16 protein-coding genes are annotated in these 20,931 nt (G+C 54.4%); 9 read left to right on the top strand and 7 right to left on the bottom strand.

The features are described from left to right. Positions 1–100: 100 nt before the first annotated feature. Together FDZ78_RS07895 and zupT are read left to right on the top strand one after the other, a co-directional pair. Positions 101–1,537 (top strand): Na+/H+ antiporter NhaC family protein, encoded by a 1,437-nt coding sequence (locus tag FDZ78_RS07895; RefSeq protein WP_240597562.1) that lies wholly within the window; start codon positions 101–103, stop codon positions 1,535–1,537. Positions 1,538–1,606: 69 nt separating this feature from the next. Then, the gene (zupT, locus tag FDZ78_RS07890; protein WP_123398122.1) at positions 1,607–2,410 is read left to right on the top strand and encodes a zinc transporter ZupT; all 804 of its coding nucleotides are present in this window, start codon (positions 1,607–1,609) and stop codon (positions 2,408–2,410) included. Here zupT and FDZ78_RS07885 read toward each other — a convergent pair. Beyond that, positions 2,400–3,248 carry an HAD-IIB family hydrolase gene (locus FDZ78_RS07885; RefSeq protein ID WP_123398121.1) on the bottom strand — a complete coding sequence of 283 codons (849 nt, stop codon included), beginning with the start codon at positions 3,246–3,248 and terminating at the stop codon, positions 2,400–2,402. The two genes, zupT and FDZ78_RS07885, sit on opposite strands and share 11 nt — an antisense overlap. A gap of 497 nt (positions 3,249–3,745) precedes the next feature. On the opposite strand from FDZ78_RS07885, the gene pyrE reads away from it, so the two are divergent. The 5 genes from pyrE (at position 3,746) to FDZ78_RS07865 (ending at position 6,266) form a co-directional block, all read left to right on the top strand. After that, positions 3,746–4,399, top strand: a complete 654-nt coding sequence (gene pyrE / locus FDZ78_RS07880) for an orotate phosphoribosyltransferase (RefSeq protein WP_107031178.1) — start codon at positions 3,746–3,748, stop codon at positions 4,397–4,399. Between the two features lie 106 nt (positions 4,400–4,505). After that, positions 4,506–4,925: a hypothetical protein gene (locus FDZ78_RS07875; protein WP_107031177.1), complete on the top strand. Its 420-nt coding sequence runs from the start codon at positions 4,506–4,508 to the stop codon at positions 4,923–4,925. A gap of 46 nt (positions 4,926–4,971) precedes the next feature. Then, positions 4,972–5,502 carry a hypothetical protein gene (locus tag FDZ78_RS07870; RefSeq protein ID WP_107031176.1) on the top strand — a complete coding sequence of 177 codons (531 nt, stop codon included), beginning with the start codon at positions 4,972–4,974 and terminating at the stop codon, positions 5,500–5,502. A gap of 51 nt (positions 5,503–5,553) precedes the next feature. Then, positions 5,554–5,718, top strand: a complete 165-nt coding sequence (locus FDZ78_RS14620; RefSeq protein WP_168181998.1) for a hypothetical protein — start codon at positions 5,554–5,556, stop codon at positions 5,716–5,718. Beyond that, positions 5,715–6,266, top strand: a complete 552-nt coding sequence (locus FDZ78_RS07865) for a GNAT family N-acetyltransferase (RefSeq protein ID WP_123398119.1) — start codon at positions 5,715–5,717, stop codon at positions 6,264–6,266. Before FDZ78_RS14620 ends, FDZ78_RS07865 begins: the two co-directional genes overlap by 4 nt. Positions 6,267–6,268: 2 nt before the next feature. On the opposite strand, the gene FDZ78_RS07860 is transcribed toward FDZ78_RS07865, so the two are convergent. The 4 genes from FDZ78_RS07860 to FDZ78_RS07845 form a co-directional block, all read right to left on the bottom strand. Then, positions 6,269–7,291 (bottom strand): S41 family peptidase, encoded by a 1,023-nt coding sequence (locus tag FDZ78_RS07860; RefSeq protein WP_136408367.1) that lies wholly within the window; start codon positions 7,289–7,291, stop codon positions 6,269–6,271. 53 nt (positions 7,292–7,344) lie between these two features. Further along, positions 7,345–8,217, bottom strand: coding sequence for a DUF3316 domain-containing protein (locus FDZ78_RS07855; protein WP_136408366.1), 873 nt, complete (start codon positions 8,215–8,217; stop codon positions 7,345–7,347). 39 nt (positions 8,218–8,256) lie between these two features. Next, positions 8,257–10,968, bottom strand: a complete 2,712-nt coding sequence (locus FDZ78_RS07850; protein ID WP_107031172.1) for a DNA gyrase/topoisomerase IV subunit A — start codon at positions 10,966–10,968, stop codon at positions 8,257–8,259. A 414-nt stretch (positions 10,969–11,382) separates the two neighbouring features. Further along, positions 11,383–13,320, bottom strand: coding sequence for a glycoside hydrolase family 127 protein (locus tag FDZ78_RS07845; RefSeq protein WP_240740388.1), 1,938 nt, complete (start codon positions 13,318–13,320; stop codon positions 11,383–11,385). A gap of 161 nt (positions 13,321–13,481) precedes the next feature. Here FDZ78_RS07845 and dnaE point away from each other — a divergent pair, with 161 nt between their 5' ends. Both dnaE and trxA read left to right on the top strand, forming a co-directional pair. Further along, positions 13,482–17,294: a DNA polymerase III subunit alpha gene (gene dnaE, locus FDZ78_RS07840; protein ID WP_124075710.1), complete on the top strand. Its 3,813-nt coding sequence runs from the start codon at positions 13,482–13,484 to the stop codon at positions 17,292–17,294. Between the two features lie 151 nt (positions 17,295–17,445). Next, positions 17,446–17,766 carry a thioredoxin gene (trxA, locus tag FDZ78_RS07835; RefSeq protein WP_107031169.1) on the top strand — a complete coding sequence of 107 codons (321 nt, stop codon included), beginning with the start codon at positions 17,446–17,448 and terminating at the stop codon, positions 17,764–17,766. Positions 17,767–17,949: 183 nt separating this feature from the next. Here trxA and FDZ78_RS07830 read toward each other — a convergent pair whose 3' ends face one another. Together FDZ78_RS07830 and FDZ78_RS07825 are read right to left on the bottom strand one after the other, a co-directional pair. Continuing rightward, positions 17,950–20,307, bottom strand: coding sequence for a glycoside hydrolase family 2 TIM barrel-domain containing protein (locus tag FDZ78_RS07830; protein ID WP_136408364.1), 2,358 nt, complete (start codon positions 20,305–20,307; stop codon positions 17,950–17,952). 86 nt (positions 20,308–20,393) lie between these two features. Further along, the gene (locus FDZ78_RS07825; protein WP_107031166.1) at positions 20,394–20,858 is read right to left on the bottom strand and encodes an Lrp/AsnC family transcriptional regulator; all 465 of its coding nucleotides are present in this window, start codon (positions 20,856–20,858) and stop codon (positions 20,394–20,396) included. Positions 20,859–20,931: the final 73 nt, after the last annotated feature.

Here is a 20,931-nt window from a genome sequence, read left to right as displayed (position 1 = left end):
CTCATCCCACCAGACTCTGTCAGGCTGTGATCAGCCGTGCAGTAACAATGTGTTTCCAACAGTTTCCAAGAATATTTACTTTCATAAACCGTCAGTTGAATTGAACAGATCAAAAATTTTTGGCCGCCGTCTCTCTCCCGCAGTCACAATCTCGCTCATCCCTCTCGCTTTTCTGCTCGTTACCCTCATTTCGGTAATCATTGCCCGTGGCGCCGATGCCGTTTCGGAACTCGGCCCGTGGATACTGCTGACGGCGGCGGCTCTCTCGCTCGGTCTCAGCGCCATAGGGGGTATTGCCACCCGCCGGAGCCTTATCACGGGGCTGCGCCGCAGCGCCATACAGATTCTTCCGGCTGTGCCGATTCTGATCTGCATTGCCACCGTGGCCACCACCTGGATGCTTTCAGGGGTGGTGCCAACGCTCATATCCTACGGGCTTCATCTGCTGTCGCCTAAGTTCTTTCTGATAATCACCTGCGCGGTATGTTCGGTGATCTCCGTGGCTACGGGCAGTTCATGGACCACTATCGCGACCATCGGCGTGGCCTTTTTGGGAATAGGCGAAGTGATGGGCTACAGCGATCCCTGGATTGCGGGTGCTATAATCTCAGGGGCCTATTTCGGCGACAAGGTCTCTCCGCTGAGCGACACTACGGTGGTGGCCTCGTCGACGGCCGGAGTGGATCTCTTCGACCACATACGCTATCTGATGTTCACCACTGTGCCGGCCATGACCATAGCACTGCTGGTGTTTCTGACCGTGGGTCTGACCTCCAGTCTGTCACCCTCGCCGGAGTCGGCTCCGCTGCTCGATGCGCTCGGATCGACATTTAATCTCTCGCCCTGGACAATGGCTATTCCGGCACTGACACTTGTGCTGATCATCATGCGAGTAAAGACGATCTTTGTGCTGACCGCGGCCACGATTTTCGGCGCGGCGGGCATTTTCCTGCTCCAGCCGCAGCTGTCAATTGGCGCGGCCGATCTGCTGCCTGCGCTCTGGAACGGGTCATCGCTGTCGACCGGCAATGGGGCTCTTGACGAGCTCTCAGCTACCGGCGGCATACTCGGTATGCTCCCTACGGTCTATCTGGTGCTCAGCGCCATGATTTTCGGATCGGCCATGATAGGCACAGGTATGCTCACAAGTCTTACCGAGGCGTTTACCAGCCGCCTGCGCCGCCGCACGGGGATTGTAAGCGCCACCGTGGCGAGCGGTCTGGCCATGAACTGCGCCACTGCCGACCAGTATCTCTCGCTCATTATCACAGGCAACATGTATCGCCCGCTCTATCGCCGCAACCGTCTCGAAGCCAGGCTTCTCAGCCGTTCGATGGAAGATTCGATCTCGGTGACTTCGGTGCTGATACCGTGGAACTCCTGCGGCATCACCCAGTCAACGGTGCTTGGTGTGAGCACCTTAGCCTATGCGCCCTGCTGTATCTTCAACATACTGACCCCACTGATGAGCATACTCATTGCCAGGCTCGGATTCAAGATTCCGGTGGTGGCCCCGAAAGTTCCGGCCTATAACTGAGCGGGACAAACCAAGTCAGGTTCCCGCATGTTAATCAATTGACAATACAACTATCTGCAATCAGAGTACATGCCGGATTTTTCAACCATATTAATAGCGCTGCTGCTGACCCTCTTCGCCGGACTTTCGACCGGAATCGGGGCCATGATCTCGTTTTTCACACGCCACACCGACACCCGCCTGCTGGCCGGGGCGCTGGGGCTGTCGGCCGGTGTGATGATCTATATTTCCTTCATGGAGCTAATGCCGGAAGCCTCCGAGGGACTGGCCACGGTCATGCCAGAGCGGACGGCCGCGGCTGCAATGCTCGCGGCATTTTTCGGAGGCATAGGCCTGATAGCGCTGATAGACTGGCTCGTGCCTGCCGATGAGAATCCTCACGAAGCCCATTCGATGGAGGAGCTCACTGACGGCCACAGTCACCACAAGATGAAACGCACCGGCATAATGCTCGCAATGGCCATAGGCATTCACAACTTTCCGGAAGGCATGGCCACTTTTATCTCGGCACTCGACGGGCTCGAAATGGCACTGCCGATCGTCATAGCCATAGCCATACACAATATTCCGGAGGGGATAGCCGTGTCGGTGCCGATCTACCACTCTACGGGCAACCGGCGCAAGGCTTTTTTCTATTCGCTCTTGTCAGGGCTGGCTGAACCGGCTGGCGCACTGGTAGGCATGGCTTTTCTGCTGCCGTTATGGTCGCCGGTGGTCAATGCCGTCTGTCTGGCCGTGGTTGCGGGAATAATGGTCTACATAGCCTTTGACGAACTTCTTCCCGGCGCCGAAAGTTTCGGTCATCACCATCTGTCGCTCATAGGCGTGGTGGTCGGGATGGCGCTCATGGGCATCACACTGGTCATACTCTGAAGCCTTCGGCGCGCGCACACATAGCCATGTCAAGCGCCACGGCATCCTCGTAGTTGGCTCCGATCCGGCGGTCGGCTTTCTCCATCACGCCCGGCATGGCATTGTCAACCGCCACGGCATCGTCAGCCACGGCAAACATCGAAAGATCGTTGAGATTGTCACCATAGACCGTCACTGTGTCGGCACCGATCTGCCGTGCGAGTTTCCCGATGGCCGCGGCTTTGCTTACGCCGGCCGCAAAGACTTCAAGGTAGGCCACATCGGGGTTGAAGATGTCGCGGTAAGAAGATACTGAAAGGCGACCGTCGGCCATCAGTTCTGCGGCCACCGACTCGATGGCCCTGCCCTCTCCCACGGCAAAAATCAGTACCGTTCCGGCCTGTGGCTCCTCATAGGCGTGAGGATCATCGAAGATAAAACGCTTGCGGGTGAGGCCGCAGCGCTCTTCATAGAACTTCCATTCGCGCGAATTCATGCGTCCGTTGTGGTAGACCTCAAGCATGGTGTCGTCACGGAGCACGTAGACAAATGGATTGACCCCATGCTCGCGGCAACAGCACATCACCCTCCAGGCCGCATCGGCTTCGGGATACATGACATCCATGTAACGCTGGCTGACGCGGTCCCACATAGCGGCACCGGTCATTACGATGGCAGGTATATTAATATATGTGTCTTCGAGGAGCATCTCGACTGTAGCCGGAGTGCGGGCCGTTGCTACGGTCACCGGAACTCCAGACTTTGAGAGCCGAGAGATTATCTCCGCGCTTCTTGAACTGACTCGGCTGTCGCGTCCAAGCAGAGTCCCGTCCATATCGGTCACATACAGATGTTTCATTCGTTTAACTATTGTATTAAAGGTCGTTTCTAACAACCTCACTGATTTTGCATCCCTTTCAAATGCAAAGTTACATCAAATTTATGCTCTTTTCAAGATCCGAGACAGCTCTTTGGGGGCTTAGAGGCCATTTTTTGATCTATTTTCTAATTTTTAGCCAAATATTGTTAAATATACGCTATGATGTGCAAATGTTCCAATTTTAATCCTTACATTTGCATGTGTGTTTTTCATAGTATTAGATTAAGATAAAGGTTTAAAAAGGAAAGGAGATGTCGTGAGACATCTCCTTTTTTATCTATCCGCCTGTGAAACACCGGAGAGGGTCCGGCAAATATCGGGTCAGCGGTGGCCTGTCTGTTTTTCAAATGTCTATTTTTCAAAGCAGTCATTAAGAAACGTAAACTAAAAAAAGTTGCAATTGAGCGCAGGATATTCTAATTTTGCACTTTGAATTATAATCAGTCCATTATTTTCATTATTCCCTCATTCAAAAAATGAAACATCTTGACCTTATTCTTGCCGAGAAGCTCCTGAAGATCAGCGCAATCAAACTGCAGCCTGACAATCCTTTCACCTGGGCATCCGGCTGGAACTCACCCATCTACACGGACAACCGCAAGACTCTCTCTTATCCCGATGTCCGAAACTTCATCAAGGTCGAGCTCAGCCGCATCATCCTCGAAAACTTCGGTGATGTCGATGCCATAGCAGGTGTGGCAACAGGAGCTATCGCCCAGGGCGCGCTCGTGTCTGACACCCTTGGCCTTCCCTACGTCTATGTCCGCTCAACCCCGAAAGACCACGGACTCGAAAATCTCATCGAAGGCGATCTGCGTCCCGGCCAGAAAGTAGTGGTGATAGAAGATCTCGTGTCGACCGGCGGCAGCAGCCTCAAGGCTGTGGAGGCAATCCGCAACGCCGGCTGCGAAGTGATCGGCATGGTGGCTATCTTCAGTTATGAATTCCCCGTGGCCACAAAGCGCTTCAAAGATGCCAATGTCAACCTCATCACCCTTTCGAACTATTCGGCACTCATCACCGCCGCTCTCGAATCAGGCTTCATCCACGAGAACGATGTAGACACTCTGAAGGAATGGCGCAAAGATCCCTCTCTCTGGACTCCCGCCGCTTCTACTGAGGCTGAATAAGCAGCAGAACACTCAAAAAAACGTAATAACCCCATCAGAAGCCACCCGATCAACGGCTGTCAGCCCTCGGTCAGGTGGCTTTTTTCAAAATCTTCACCCCGAACCAATGGCAACCTACACCGGCAAACCCGTAACCCTGCCCCGCCCCATCAACCAGATCTACGAAAAAGTAGCAGACCTGTCGCAATACCGCGACCTCGTAGAGCAGCTTCCCGCCGAACAGCGCGAACAGCTCAACGGAGTGGAATTCGACGGCGAAACCGTGCGCATGGACGCACCTTCGATCGGCCAGATCGTGTTCCGCATCAGCGAGCGCACAGCTCCCACCCACGTAGGCTTCGCAGCCGAAGGCTGCCCCGTGCCTCTTTCGCTCAACATCAACCTTAAGGAAGAGGGCCCGGAATCAACCGTGCTTACTCCGGCTATCAAGATAGAGATTCCCCCGATGCTGCGCCCGTTTATCGGCAACAAGCTCCAGGAGGCCGCCAACAAATTCGGCGAAGTCTTCACCTCGCTCTTCAAGTAAGAGATCTTTACACACATATATATATAAGCAACTCTCCAAGACAGACATGACAATCCGTCCACTCCTCCGGATTCCCGCCCTTTTGACAGCGCTCGCCGCCTCAGCGGTGACGGGCGCGCTCGTTTCATGCGAGTCGGTCGACGATGACCGCATCCCCTATGCGGAGGTGCGGCTGACTTTTCTGACCGTTGGCGACTGGAACATCCACGGCGTCAAAGGCGATGCCGCTGACTCGAAACGCTATATCTTTACTTCCTCTGAAAGAATTCCTGCCGATTTCCCATACACGGCTCTTGACCGCACCGGTTTCGGAGGTCTGCTGCTGGCCACTGATGTGCTCGGCGAGCTCTATGTCTATGACCTCGCCTGCCCGGTTGAGGCACGCCCGACGGTGCGCATCGAGGTAGCTCCGGGGGCAACCGAGGCCCGCTGTCCGCAGTGCGGGAGCACTTTCGACATCTACGGAGCCACACACGGCAATCCGCTGACCGGCCCTGCCGCAGACCGCGGCTATGCTCTGAGGCGCTACCACGTGCATTCAGGCGGTCCGACCGAATACCGGGTCATCACCCGATGATTATTTTATTTCAAAAATTGTTATATATTTGTATTCAATTATAATAAAGATATGGCACGACCAATTCAAGATACCCCTATCCTAAGTGGAGAAGATGCCCGTCGGTTCGTTGAGCTGATGAATACCCCACGTCCGGAAACCACCGAACGTAAAGCCCAGATCAAGGCGGCCTATGATACAGTCATAAAAATGTTAGCCCGTAATCAAAAAAAATGAATTTTGAAGAATTTTATCGTGATTATGGCATACGTAAACTCGATTTAAAAGAGTACATCACCGCTTTTTCATGTGGCGATGATGACTTAGATGACTTTATACTAAACGATGCGCCCCTATACAGAGAGGCTTTATTGGCTGTCACTTATATCATTGAACGGAATTCTGATAAAAAAGTAGTCGGTTATTTCAGCCTTGCAAATGACAGAATCACGATTAAAGACTTTCCGTCTAACAATGAATTTAATAAATTCCGCAAACATCGGTTTGTCAATGAAAAAAGACTGACAAATTATCCCTCTGTAAAATTATGTCGCTTTGCATTAAGCAATGACATCAGAGGAAAGCATATCGGCTCTATATTGTTGGATTTCATGAAACGATATTTCGTATCAGACAATAAAACCGGATGTCGGTTTATGACGGTAGACGCATATCGCACCGCAGAGGAATTTTATCTTAAAAACGGCTTCCTTTATCTCAATAGTACCGATAGCGAAAAACCTACACGTTTAATGTTTTATGACCTCATAAATCTCGAAGATTGAGGCTATCGGGGATTCTGGAGAAGGTCGAGGGCGAATTCAAGGATGGTGTCTTTGCCTGAGAGGGCCTGGAGGGGGTCCATGTCGACCGCACAGCCTTCTGTAGGCTCTACGCCGGCTTCAGTGCTCCGGCCTTCGGCATCAAGCATTGAGCAGGCCGAAAAACGCACTCCCCATCCGTTAGGCAGTTCGGACGAATAGGGCATTCCGCTACCCCCGCCGGTTGTGGCTCCGACCAGTCTGACTCCGGGCAGAAGTTTCATCACAGAGGCAAAATTGTTGGCTGCAGAGAATGTAGACCGGTTTGTCAGCACTATGACCGGTTTGCCCCAGCGTATGCGGCCTATGTCGGCGGGATTATAGGTGATCTCCATAGGTTCTGAAAAAGCATCGTGGGCCGGACCGGTCTTGTGGGAGATGTAGCCCACCACGGTCGGGCGGGTGATGAAGCGGCTCACAAGAGTGCGCACGTTGGTCAGATCGCCTCCGCCGTTGTCACGGACATCAATGATCAGCCCCTGGGTATTTTTCAGGAAATAAAGCACATTGTCGAGATTGCCTTCTCCCACAGGGTTGGCGAAAGATCCGTAGTAGATATAGCCGATGTTCTCGCGGAGAATACCGTAGAGCATTCCGGAACTCTGGCGGTAGTTGAAGTTGAAATACGATTCCTCGATCAGGCGCAGCGAGAAGTTCTGCGGGTAGTCGCTCCACCATTTGCGATAGTAGGAGGTGTTGAATGCCGCCGAGAGGTTGACATGGCCGTCGCGCAGTTCGTCAAGCATGTCGGCGCAGACAATGAAAAGTTCTTCGCCCGTCATTTCAGGGCCGATGCGCCGGGCGTAGGTGTCATATACGGCATCCCAGTCTATGTCTTTCTGGCTGAAGAAGCAGTAGTGTTCGTCAAGAATTGTCCAGAGTGCTTCGAAATTGCCGCGTGGATCATCGGCGTATTCACGGACATCGTGGCAGGAGCTCATGAAGGCCGAGAGAATCAGTGCGCTTATGATTGAGAGGGTTGATTTCATGAATGATCGGGAATGAGGGGGGGATGACGGGGTGAGCGTGGCGTGACGGCTGATCAGTAGAGCGCGCTGATCATGCGGACTTTCCGAGGAAGGCCTTTGCGCGGGTTGACTGACATCCATTCACCGCTGACACCGACTGAGAGCGCATGGGTGAATCTGTTGGTCACGAGATGGTTGACTTTCGATGAGAAGACTGTGCCGTGGTAGCCCAGGCGCAGATTCGTCGATCCGAAGTGAAGATCGGCGCTCAGCTGATTGTCGAGCCTGAAATAGTTGCCCCACCAGGCGCAGTGAGTCAGGCCTGAATGGTCGCCGAGGTAGATCTCATAGTAGAGTTCGCCGTAGTCAGGCGAGAAGAAGAGGCCGGTGACCGGGAGTGTGGGCTGATAGGTGAAAGTAACCGGCAGGCGCCAGATGCGGAGACTGTATGAGGCGAATCCGGTCAGGTTGACAGTCCAGGCGGCTTTGGCCGAGGCCGGGTTGTTGCCGTTGCGGGGGTTGTAGAGGCAGCCGAGTTCGATTCCGGTTGATGCGCCGGCTGCAAGAGTGAGGCCTGTGAGCGGGCGGAATCTGCGCATCATACCCCAGTCGGCGGAGAGCATGATGTCCCACATCGATGCGTTGCGGGCGGGATTGTCGGTCTTGTCAACGCTGAGATTCATGTGCAGGCGCATGGTCCAGTCGCGCGGGGCGAAGCGCATGGCCTGATAGCGCTGATAGTCAAATCCGGCATGCCAGCCTTCATATCTCAGCGGAGTCAGATAGGTGTCAGTCAAGTGGGCCGAGCCATATTCCAGAGTGTAGGCTGCAAAAACCGGACGCACTACGGTGGCGGCTGTATCTGCGTCGGCCACGGGCCGCATGCCGGAAGCCGGCAGGCAGAGCAGCAGCGAGGCGAGTGAGAGAAGTGCTTTTCGGACTTTCATTTCAGAGACTGTTTCAAGAGGGGTGTCAGAGTAGGTGTCCTAAAACAGACGGTGCTGTCCGGTGAGTTCGTCGCGCACCTCATCGTCGCTCTTCTCAGGTTCAGCCACGTCTTCAGACTCCTGATCGGCGCTTTCGGAGGATTGGCCCGGCTCGGCGTCATCTTCATCGAGGATATCCTCGGTCGCTATAGGTTCGAGTTCCGTGATATGGTCGATGGCGAAGGTTGTCAGGCGCTTGCCTTTGGCCTTGACAGATTTGACAGCGATAAAATCGCGGGCCACGATCTCCATAGCCGGGCGGAAAGAGTCGGCTCCGCCGAAGACTACCTCGACATGCAGGCCAGGCTCGTCACTGAGCAGCAGCAGCGATGACTTCTCGTTGTCGCCGAGATAGCGCTGTGGTTTTGCCGTGGGTTCGAAGGTGAAGCGCTTGATGTAGGGATATTTCTGGTCGGCGTCATCGAGAATGGCGGTCCAGACCTTATGGGGGGCGAATTTCTCGATGCGCAGAATGTTGTCGGGATAATGGTTCGAGGCCTCGAAGGTGGATGTGTAGTACTCCCCGTTTTTCTGGATGACGAGCACAAGGTCGCCACTGTTGAATTCGCCGAGATATTCGCCGCGACCGTCATAGTTGAGGCGCATCACGTCAGGATCATACCAGACATCGCGTCCGCCCAGGGTCGAGCGGCCTTTCTCCTTGAGCGAGAAGCGGTGGACTTCGTTGCGGGTCACGATGTTGCCCAGCGAGGCTCGCCCCTTGATGTTGATTTTCGAGAAGTCGACGTCAAACTGCAGGGTCTTGAGCCTGAGTTTTGGCTTGAGGGTCACTTTGACCACCTCGGCCTCGCCGTTGGGGTTGACGGTGAACCAGCAGACGCGGCTTCCGGGTTTGCCGCCGGTGACGTTGTATTCCTTGTCGCGGGTGATGCCTGTGACAAAGAAGCGTTTCATATAATATGTGCCGCCCTTGCCGTCCTGATAGATGACATTGTAGACGGTGCGCTTGTCGTTGCGCTTGAACACGTCGACGTGAAGCACGTTCTTGTCAATGAACAGTTTTTCCTGGACTCTGACCACCTTGTAGCGTCCATCCTTATAGAAGATGATCACATCGTCGATCGACGAACAGTTGCATAGGAACTCGTCTTTTTTGAGCGAGGTGCCGATGAAGCCCTCCTCGCGGTTGATGTAGAGCTTCTCGTTGGCCTCGGCCACGGATGCCGCCTGGATATTGTCGAAGTTGCGGAGCACTGTCATGCGCGGGTAGGCATCGCCGTATTTGCGCTTGAGGTTCTCGTACCATTCAATGGTATAGTCGGTCAGGCGTTCCAGTTTGGAATTGAGATCGCTGATGCGGTCGTTGAAAGCCGCGATCTGCTCCTCGCATTTGTCGACGTTGAACTTAAGGATGCGCCCCATCTTGATTTCGAAGAGGCGGATGATGTCATCGTCGGTTATCTCGCGGATGAACTTGTCTTTGAATTTTTCGAGACGGCCGCGGATGTGCTCTATGGCCTGCGCCCGGCTCTCGCTTTCTTCGTAGCCCTTGTCCTTGTAGATGCGCTCTTCGATGAAGATACGTTCGAGCGATGCGAAGTGGAGCTGCTCGCGCACTTCGCCGAGCTGGATCTGCAGCTCCTTTCCGAGTATGGTGCGGGTTGAGTCTACGTTGTGGCGCAGCACATCGCTGACGCCTATGAAGTGGGGTTTGTTTTCGGAGATGACACAGCAGTTCGGCGAGATGGACACCTCGCAGTCAGTAAAGGCATAGAGCGCATCGATGGTCTTGTCGCTTGAGGTGCCGGGCTGGAGGTAGACGATGACGTTGGCATGTTCGCCGGTGTTGTCATCCACGCTCCTTATCTTGATCTTTCCTGCCTCCTGGGCCTTTACAATCGACTCGATGAGGGTGGCAGTGGTCTTGCCGTAGGGAATTTCGGTGATGGCGAGGGTCTTGTTGTCGATCTTCTCGATCTTGGCGCGGATTTTGACCACGCCGCCACGTTCGCCGTCGTTATAGCGCGAGACATCGATGAAGCCTCCGGTGTAGAAGTCGGGGTAAAGGGTGAATTCCTCACCGCGGAGATAGGCCACGGCTGCGTCTATGATCTCATTGAAGTTGTGGGGCAGGATCTTCGAGGAGAGACCTACGGCGATACCCTCGGCTCCCTTGGAGAGCAGAAGCGGGAATTTTACGGGCAGAGTTACGGGCTCTTTCTTTCGTCCGTCGTAGCTGAGAGTCCAGTCTGTGACCTTGGGATTGTAGACCACGTCGAGAGCAAACTGCGAGAGCCGCGCCTCGATATATCGGCCTGCAGCGGCCGAAGCACCGGTCAGCGTGTTGCCCCAGTTACCCTGAGTCTCCACCAGCAGTTCTTTCTGTCCGAGCTGCACGAGGGCCTCGTATATGGAGGCATCGCCGTGGGGATGGAACTGCATGGTGTGGCCCACGATGTTTGCCACCTTATTGAAGCGACCGTCGTCGAGCAGCTTCATGGCATGGAGGATGCGCCGCTGCACGGGCTTCAGACCGTCCTCGATGTTGGGGACGGCGCGTTCAAGAATCACATAGCTCGCATAGTCAAGAAACCAGCTCTGAAACATGCCGCGGAGCTGATGGCGGATGGTGTCGTTTGACGTGTCGACAATTATCCGCGGATCAAATCCGTCTTTGCGCACGGGCTGTGTTTCTTCCCGGCTTTCTTCAGGGTCGTCTATAGCATCTGGTGTGAATGTATCCTCGCTCATAATTTTGTGGTGGAAACAGAATTGGATTACTGATTAGGCAAAGATACGAAATTTTTGGTGTTGATGCAAACCGCATTTCGACCGTCAACGAGGGACCAGGCTACAGGCGCGGCGCATTGTAGCAAATTGCCAGCCATGATGGCTGTTTCTGCCAAAATATCACCCAAAAGCGCCTTTTGAAAACAATTTGTTGTAAAATATGTTAAATTAATACACTTTTATCGCCGCGAATTTGGAGGTTATCCAAAAAGTGCCTACCTTTGTAACGTGTTTTTCATGGTATTAGATTTAAGGTTAACTAAGATTGGTTGTCGAGAGACAATCAATTTTTTATTATCTAATCCTCAACAACTTGCCCCGCCGCCTGCAAGCAGGAAGCGGGGCAAGTTGCTTTTTATGGATTATCGGAGTTGGCTATTGCTCCGGGACGACTGCGTTCAGTGACTGCGGAAGCCAGACAGCCATCTGACCGGGTCCGCGATGCGCCCAGGCATAATAAGGTATGAGAGTCAGGCTGATATCTTCAGACACAAGACGGCCATCAGCGCCATATCCGAGCTTTTGGGCATCTGCCACGAGTCGGACTATGCCGCAAAGCTGTCCGGGGGCATTCTCCACTCTGATTTCAGGATGGCGGTTCAGAAGTACTGAAGGCAGATTAAATTTGTTGTCAGGCCATTCGGCACAATATACAATAGGGCCTCGCTCCAGACAGATGCGTCCGCTATCGGCCACAACACGGTTGTCAGCTTTAACCGTGCAGGGCTCCATGTCGAAATGTATCTCCACCCGGTCACCTTTTTTCCAATTCCGGTCAATGGCAAGATAACCGTTTTCAAGCTCTCCGCCGGCATTTCGCCCATTGATCTTCACATGCCAGGAGGGATTCTTGCCGTCGGTGTATGTGTAGAGATCACTCGGAACCGGCCTGTTGACAACCCAACCCGGAATACGTATCATCATTCTGAAGCGGCCGGCTTTGTTACTGTCAACAGATAACGATATGTCGCCGTTCCAGGGATAGGCGGTATTCTGGCTGAGATCAAGCCGCTTGCCGGCCACATCGAGCCGGGCCGTGTTTGACATGAAGAGGTTGACATATACGTCGCGGTCTCTTACGGCATAGACATAGCCTGGCAGCGAGGGTATGAAGCGACAGATGTTTGACGGACAGCACGCACATCCAAACCAAGGGGCGCGCTGATGCTGCCCTGCCGACTCAAGCGGATTGGGATAGAAAAAACTTCCGCCGTCAAGCGAGACCCCAGATATAAGTCCGTTGTACAAGGTGCGCTCAAGCACGTCATAGTATTTCGACTCGCCATGCAGCAAGAAGAGCCTGTGGTTTACATATACATTGCCGATGGCCGCGCATGTCTCGCAGTAGGCCGACATGTTAGGCAATTCGAAGTTTGCTCCGAAAGCTTCGCCGTCAGCAGTAGCGCCTATGCCGCCGGTAATATAGTATTTCATCCCCACAATATTATTCCAAATCCGGTCGATGGCCTTTATGTAAGCCGAATCACCGGTAAGAGCGGCAACATCAGCCATTCCGGCATACATATATGCCGCCCTGACAGCATGACCCACGGCTTCGTCCTGCTCCGTGACCGGCTTGTGGGCCTGACTGTAGGCATCGCGCCGAGAAGTACGGCCACGTTTGTCGAGAAAGAATGCGGCCTGGTCGAGATATTTTCTGTCACCGGTGACGAGATAGAGTCTGGCAAGAGCCATTTCTGCAATCTGATGTCCGGGCACAAGCGTCAGCTGCCCAGGCTTGTCGCCGATGGCGCGGCACACACAGTCGGCATATCTGACAGCAATGTCAAGAAAGTTACGTTTGCCCGTGGCCTGATAGTGAGCCACGGCTCCATCCACCATGTGGCCGAGATTGTAGAATTCATGGCTGAGTTCCTCAACCTTCTCCCAGCGTTTTGACCCGGCCCATTTGTGAGGATGCTCAGGGTTCATGGTACGGCTTGTGTAAAGATATCCGTCCGGCTCTTGAGCTGCGGCCACTATGACGAGTATGCTGTCGATGTAGTGTTCGAGTTGTTTGTCGGGATATGTCTGCAGCAGATAGCTTGCTCCTTCAATGGTCTTGTACACATCGGTGTCATCAAATGAAAATCCACCGACAGCAATAGTGTCTGAAGGATTGGCGGCATTGACAAAATTTCTATATCGCCCTGACTCCTCACACTTGGAGAAGGCAAGGGGAATGGTGACTTCCCGACTCGCTTTCAGCCTCTGCCACCAGAAGCCATCGGTCACCCGGACTGATGTGAACGGAACCGGATCAATAGGGTAGCCATGCGCCGGTCTTGACGAAGCAGCACAGACCGCAGTCATCGCTACGGCCAGCAGCAAAAGGTTAATAATTCTTTTCATAGAAGATTCTGCATGAAATGTATATGACTACCGCAAATGTAGCTAAAAAAATTGCAGTTTTTTACTTATCTTTGCATAGAAATGGCCGCAGGCGGCCGCCCGTAAACCACACACGATCACACATGCAACAATTCGTTCACCTACACGTACATAGCCAGTATTCCCTGCTTGACGGGCAGGCTTCTGTCACCGGTCTTGTAGACAAGGCGATGGATCTCGGTATGCCTGGATTCGCGCTGACAGACCACGGCAACATGTTCGGTGTCAAGGAATATTTCAACTACGTCAACAAAGTCAAAGGCAAGTATAAAGGCAAGCTGTCCGACCTTAAGAAGAAGATCGAGGAGGCACCCGAAGGGGAGGCCGAGAAGATCGGCGCCGAACTGGCTCCGGAAATCGAGAAGATAGAGCGCAAGCTTGCGTTTAAACCGATTTTCGGCTGCGAGATGTATGTGGCCAAAGGCTCTCTGACCGACCGCTCTGACAAGACCGACAAGGGACGCCACTTGGTGGTGCTGGCCAAGAACCTGAAGGGCTACAAGAATCTTATCAAGATCGTGTCACAGGCCCATACAGACGGCTTCTATCATCACCCGCGAACCGACAAGGCCGCGCTTGCCGCCCACCGCGAGGGGCTGATAGTCTGCTCGGCCTGTCTCGGCGGCGAGATTCCGAGGCTCATAGCCAACGGCCAGCTCGATGAGGCCGAGAAGCAGGTGCTGTGGTTCAAGGAGACTTTCGGCGATGACTACTACATTGAACTTCAGCGCCACAAGACCAACGATCCCAACGCCAACCGCGAGACCTACGTAGAGCAGGAGCAGGTGAATCCGGTGCTGATCGATCTGGCACGCAAGCACGGCATCAAGATCATAGCCACCAATGACTCGCACTTCATCAACGCTGAAGACGCCGAGGCGCATGACCGCCTGATCTGCATCTCGACCAACAACTATGTGGCCGACACCACCCGTATGCGCTATTCAAAGCAGGAGTGGTTCAAGTCACAGGCCGAGATGGCGGCTGTGTTCCCCGACCTGCCTGAGGCGCTTGAAAACACCCTGGAGATTCTTGACAAGGTAGAGATCTACTCCATAGACCATGCGCCTATCATGCCCTTCTTCGAGATTCCGGCCGATTTCGGCACGGAGGAGGAATATCGCAGCCGCATCACCGAGCAGGAACTTTTTGACGAGTTCACGCAGGACGAAAACGGCAACGTGGTGCTCTCGCCCGAAGCCGCTCAGAAAAAAATTGACAAACTTGGTGGCTACGACAAGCTCTACCGTATAAAATTCGAGGCCGACTATCTGTCGAAACTCGCCTACGAAGGAGCCGAACGCCGCTACGGGTCGCCTCTGACAGCCGAGCTGGAGGAGCGCATCAAGTTCGAGCTTTATATAATGAAGACAATGGGCTTTCCGGGCTACTTCCTCATAGTGCAGGACTTCATCAATGTGGCCCGCCACAAGCTCGGAGTCAGCGTAGGGCCGGGCCGCGGATCGGCTGCGGGAAGCGTTGTGGCCTACTGTCTGGGCATCACGCAGGTCGACCCCATCAAATATGACCTTCTTTTCGAACGATTCCTCAACCCCGACCGAATCTCGCTGCCTGATATCGACGTCGACTTCGATGACGACGGGCGCGCCGATGTGCTCCACTATGTGACCGAGCGCTACGGAGAGGAAAAGGTGGCCCACATCATCACCTTCGGCACAATGGCTGCCAAATCGGCCATCAAGGACGTGGCCCGCGTCGAGCAGCTGCCTCTGCCCGAAAGCAACCGCATAGCCAACCTCGTGCCCAAGCGTATGCCTGACGGCCCTGACGGCAAGACGCTGAAGACCAACCTCAAGAACTGCTATCAGTACGTGCCTGAGTTCGCTCAGGAGCTCGGTTCGAACAATCCGCTCATACGCGAGACGCTCGAATATGCCAAACGGCTCGAAGGAAATGTCCGCAACACGGGCGTGCATGCCTGCGGCGTGATCATCTGCCGCGACCCGATCACCGACTGGGTGCCTGTGGCTACGGCCGTTGACAAGAGCGTCGACTCGAAGGAGAACGACAAGATGATCGTCACCCAGTATGAAGGCTCGATCATCGAGGACACAGGCCTGATCAAAATGGACTTCCTCGGCCTGAAAACCCTCTCTATCATCAAGGAAGCGATCTCCAACATCAGGCAGACCCGCGGAATCGAGGTAGACATAGACAATATTGACATCAACGACCCGAAGACATATGAACTCTACAGTCTCGGCAACACGGTAGGCACTTTCCAGTTCGAGTCGGCCGGTATGCAGAAGTATCTGCGCGAGCTCCAGCCCTCTACGTTCGAGGACCTCATAGCCATGAATGCCCTCTACCGTCCGGGACCTATGGACTATATCCCTGACTTCATTGCCCGCAAACACGGCCGCAGCCCCATCACTTATGACATTCCGGTGATGGAAAAGTATCTTAAAGACACTTACGGCGTGACTGTCTACCAGGAACAGGTCATGCTCCTGTCGCGCCTGCTCGCCAACTTCACCCGCGGCCAGAGCGACACGCTCCGCAAGGCTATGGGCAAGAAGCTCATCGACAAGATGAACGAGCTGAAAGGCCTCTTCCTCAAGGGGGGCCAGGCCAACGGCCACGATCCGAAGGTGCTCGAAAAGATCTGGGCTGACTGGGAAAAGTTCGCATCATATGCCTTCAACAAGAGTCACGCCACCTGCTATTCGTGGGTTGCTTTCCAGACCGCATGGCTCAAAGCAAACTATCCGTCGGAATATATGGCGGCGATCCTTACCCGCAACCGCTCTGACATCAACAAGCTCACCGGCTTCATGGACGAGTGCAAGCGCATGAAGATCTCGGTGCTCGGCCCGGATATCAACGAAAGCTTCATGGAATTCGGTGTGAACTCCCACGGCGATATCCGCTTCGGACTTGCGGCCATCAAGGGTGTGGGCGAAGGGGTGGTCAAGGCCATCATAGAAGAGCGCAAGGCCGGCGGTCCGTTCGAGTCGATCTACGACTTCGTGGAGCGAGTGCCCTCACAGGGCATCAACCGCCGACTGATGGAGAATCTTGTCTATGCAGGTGCCTTTGACAGCTTCGAAGGCATCAAGCGCGAGGATTTCTTCGGCACCAACCAGCGCGGCGAGGTATTCGTGGAAAGTCTCGTGCGCTATGGCCAGGCTTTCCAGGCCGACAAGACCAAGTCTGCCATGTCGCTCTTCGGCGATGATGCCGAGCTTTCCACTTCGGGACGTCCGCCGGTGGTTCCACAGGCCGAATGGCCCGCAGCCACCCTGCTCGAACGCGAGCGCGAACTGGTGGGCATGTATCTCTCGGCCCACCCGCTCGACCCTTATTACATGGAACTGAACTATGGAACATCTTGCACCATCAAGGGCTTCAACGAGTTTGCACCCGTGGAGGGAGTTGACCTGACCTTCGGAGGCATGGTGGTGGAATTCACCAGCCGCCCGTCGAAACGCGGAGGGCAGTTCGGCATACTCAAGATAGAAGACTATACGGGCAGCGCGGAGTTCATGCTGTTTGATGAAAACTACATCAACTTCCACAACTACGGAGTGCCCGGCACACCTATATTAATAAGTGGACGCTACGAGCGCCGATATGCCAACTCCGACCCGCGCTTCAACATCACTAACATACGCCTGCTGAGCACAGTGAAGGGGCAGCTGGTCAACAGCATCACAATCGATCTCCCGGCCGACAAGCTCACCCAGCACCTCAAGGAGCTCATCGAGGAGGAGATCCGCAGCGACGCCAATGCCAAGGGCGAACTCTCGTTCCGCATCTTCGACCCGAAGATCAACCGCTCGCTCCATCTTTCATCGTCGCGGCGCATACCGATCTCGCGCAAGCTTGTCGACACCCTGACCGAGGAAGATATCAGCTTCTCCATCAACGATTAGCGGTCTGCCTCAGGACCGCTAAGCAGAATAGTGACCGCAAAAGTTGGAAATATCAAGGAAATTCCTACCTTTGCATCGGCCAATCCGCTTCCCGGACGGCTTCGTGATCAAAATCCTTAAAACCTTAAAAATCAACTAAAAATAAACTGTCATGACTTTTACCGATCAGAACGTACACGACATTATCGCTTCCGGCAAACCAGTAGTAATCGACTTTTGGGCTACCTGGTGTGGTCCCTGCCAGCGCATGGCTCCCGTGGTTGAAGAACTTGCCGAAGAATACAAAGACACTGTAGCCATAGGCAAATATAACATCGAGGAAGAGAATGATCTTACTACCCAGTACCGCATCATGTCAATCCCCACTATCCTCTTCTTCAAGAACGGCGAACAGGTCCGCGATCTCCGTCTCGCAGGCGCTCAATCAAAGGAGAATCTCGAAAAGCAGATCAAAAAGCTCATCGAGCTCTAAAAAAACTATCCAACAGGTCGTTAAAAAAAACACACCCTGATTTTATCCGCATGGCAGTCTATCTGCCTGCCGAGAAAATAACAGTCCGCGGCGGCTTCATCTTACAGAAGCTGCCGCGGTTTTATTTCGGATCAGCGGCACAACCAGATTGAAACGTCAAAAATGATCCGGGTGTGAAAATAGTCAGAGGGTGACTCTGACGGGAGCTGAGTCAGGGTTTAGGATGATGAACTGTGCGTGGCCGTTGAAGGCGGGAATGGTGAAGCTTTCCGGGGCGGTTCCGGGGGCGGGACGTTCCTGTCCGCGGAAGGCCGGGTCGCCGTTGCCTGCGCCAAGCAGCCTCAGGCCGTCGGTCAGTGAGATTGTGACCGGCTGACAGGCATCGGGTACAAAGCGGCCTTTGCTGTCGACAAGGCTGACATTGATCACCTGCAGCCCATCTTCAGACCAGGCACATTCCGCAATGGCCTTAACGGCCTGACCGGTGGTCTCAATGCGCTTGGTGAGCACCTTGCGGCCATCTTTATAGCCTATGGCCTCGACGCGACCGGGACGGTAGACAGCTTTCCATGACAGATGGCCGTTGCGGGGCATCGGCTTGCGTCCGAGGCTCTTGCCGTTGACGCGCAACTCCACCTCATCCATGTTGGAATAGGCCCAGAGGTCGATCTCCTCACCTTCATGCCCCCGGAGGTTCCAGTGGGGGAAGATGTGGAGTGTGGGTTCGTCGGTCCACCATGATTTCAGATACATGGCTTCGTCTTTCGGGAATCCGCAATAGTCGAGAATGCCGAATTCCGAGCCTACGGCGGGATATTCGAGCGGGTTGGGCTCTCCGCGGTAGTCAAAGCCGGTCCAATAGAAAAGGCCACCGAGCCAGGGGCGCTCGTCATAGAACTTCCATCCGCGTTCAATGCGGTTGAGACAGCTGTCGGCCGGATCGGGTGTGCGGTTGAGGGAGGCCATGCGCCCGTTGGCGCGGTCGTCGAAATAGACGCCGCGGGTGCCGCAGCCTGATGTTTCCTCAGATCCGTAGGCCGAGCGCGCGGGATAGTCGGCACGGTGGCGGTCGACCGGATTCTGCATCATATAATTGTAGCCTGCCACATCAGCGGGTATCACCGGCTTCGGTCCGCTGCTTGTGGCGACGGTCATCTGCCGTGTGGGGTCAAGCCGATGGGCCACATCGCGCAGTTCATCGACTATGCGGACACCTTTTTCATCCCATTCCACGCCCCACTCCTCGTTGCCTACGCTCCAGAGAATTACGGAGGGATGGTTGCGATCGCGGTCAATCATGCTGCGAAGCTGGCCGGTGTGATAGCCGTTGATGCCGAGCAGGCGGTTTTCCTCGATGACCAGAATGCCGAGCGAGTCACAGGCGGCGAGTACTTCCGGGGTCATCGGATTGTGGCTGGCGCGGTAGGCGTTGACACCGTATTTCTTCAATTCCTTGAGGCGATAGACATTAAGAGCATCGGGTATTCCGGCTCCAACACCGGCATGGTCCTGGTGCATGTTGACTCCCTTGAGTTTGACTGAACGGCCGTTGAGCAGGAATCCGCGGTCGGGGTCGAACTCCGCACGCCGGAAACCGGTGACGATGTCCTCGGCTGATACGGAACGTCCATCGTCAAGCCGGAGCCGCAGAGTGTAGAGGGCGGGGTTTTCGATATCCCATTCGGTCAGCGAGGCGGGATGCAGAGTGAGCTGCCAGGCGCTTTCGGTTTCAGGGGCGGGGAGGTCGGTGAGGGTGATGCGCTCAGAGGCTACGGGAGAGCCCGCGCGGTCAATCAGTTCGGCAGAGAGGGTCCACTTCTCGCCTGGAGCGGGGCTGAGGCCGTGGAGCTTGTTGGCCACGCGGCCGCTGACTTTGATTTCGGGTCCGGCACCGGGAGTATAGACCGTAGCAACGGAGTTGGGGTTGATGTGGCGCGGTTCGCTGATGTCGAGCCAGGCATGGCGGTAGATGCCGCCGCCTTCATAGAACCAGCCTTCCTCCAGAGTGGCGTCGGAGCGGACGGCTATTACATTGTCACCGCCGAAATTGACATAGGGGGTCACGTCGTAGCGCTGTCCGACATATCCGCTCGGCTCGCCGCCGAGATAGAATCCATTGAACCAGACTTTGCTGTCGCGGAAAATGCCGTCGAACACGAGAGAAATGCGTTTGGCCGAGTCGGCAGCCGCCACGGGGAGCACTTTGCGGTACCAGCCGACAGACGAAGCGGGATATTTATAGCCCACGGTCTTGTAACCGTGGCTGTGGCTTGCATCCTTTTCAAAAGGAAGGTCGACCACGAAGTCGAAGGGGAGGTCGATGCTGACCCATGCCGAATCGTTGAATTTCACGGCGTAAGGCCCCGTGTTATGGATCGAGGCTGCTTTGGTCAGATAGTTGAAATATTCTGTTCCGGCCCCGAAATCCTTGGCCGGGTCGGTGTTGCCGAAGGCGAAGCGCCATCCGCCATCAATATTCACAAGTTCGGCCGCCAGCGGAAATGCTGCGGCCAGAGCCAATGATCCGATCAGTTTCTTCATGAGAGGTTTGCAGTTGCAGATAGATATATAGAGTTGGAAAAACAGCCTGAGGAGGGAGGAGTGCGAGAGTAGGTGAGTCAGCCCGATCAGTCATCGTAAGTGACCGGGAGCACCCGCGAGATGCTGTGGTCGAGCGAGATGAGGGTCTCTGTTCCGGTTACGCCGGGTATCATCTGGATCTTGTCGTTGAGGAGTTCCATCAGGTGCTCGTTGTCGCGGGCAAAGAGTTTGATGAGCATGGAGTATGGACCGGTGGTGAAATGACACTCCACGATCTCATGTATCTTTTCAAGCTCCGGCACTACCTCACGATACATGGCCCCGCGCTCAAGATTGACACCGATATATGTACAGGTGCGGTAACCAAGCACTTTCGGATCGACATTGTAGCCTGAGCCGGTTATAACATTCAGGTCGATCATACGCTGGATGCGCTGGTGGATAGCCGCGCGTGAGACTCCACATTCCGTTGCCACGTCTTTTGAGGCTATCCTCGCGTTTCTCATAATGATCTCCAGGATCTTACGGTCTAAATTGTCAATTTTTTCCATTAGCATGTACTCTATAAGCAGGCTTTGTCCGATCCAAGCGTTGAACAATCCAAATCTTTACTCATGTATCATT

Origin of the sequence: Duncaniella sp. B8 (assembly GCF_005304985.1) — a bacterium.
Classification (GTDB): domain Bacteria; phylum Bacteroidota; class Bacteroidia; order Bacteroidales; family Muribaculaceae; genus Duncaniella; species Duncaniella muris.
Note: the sequence above shows the minus strand (reverse complement) of the source record. Positions and strands in the feature narration are given on the sequence as shown.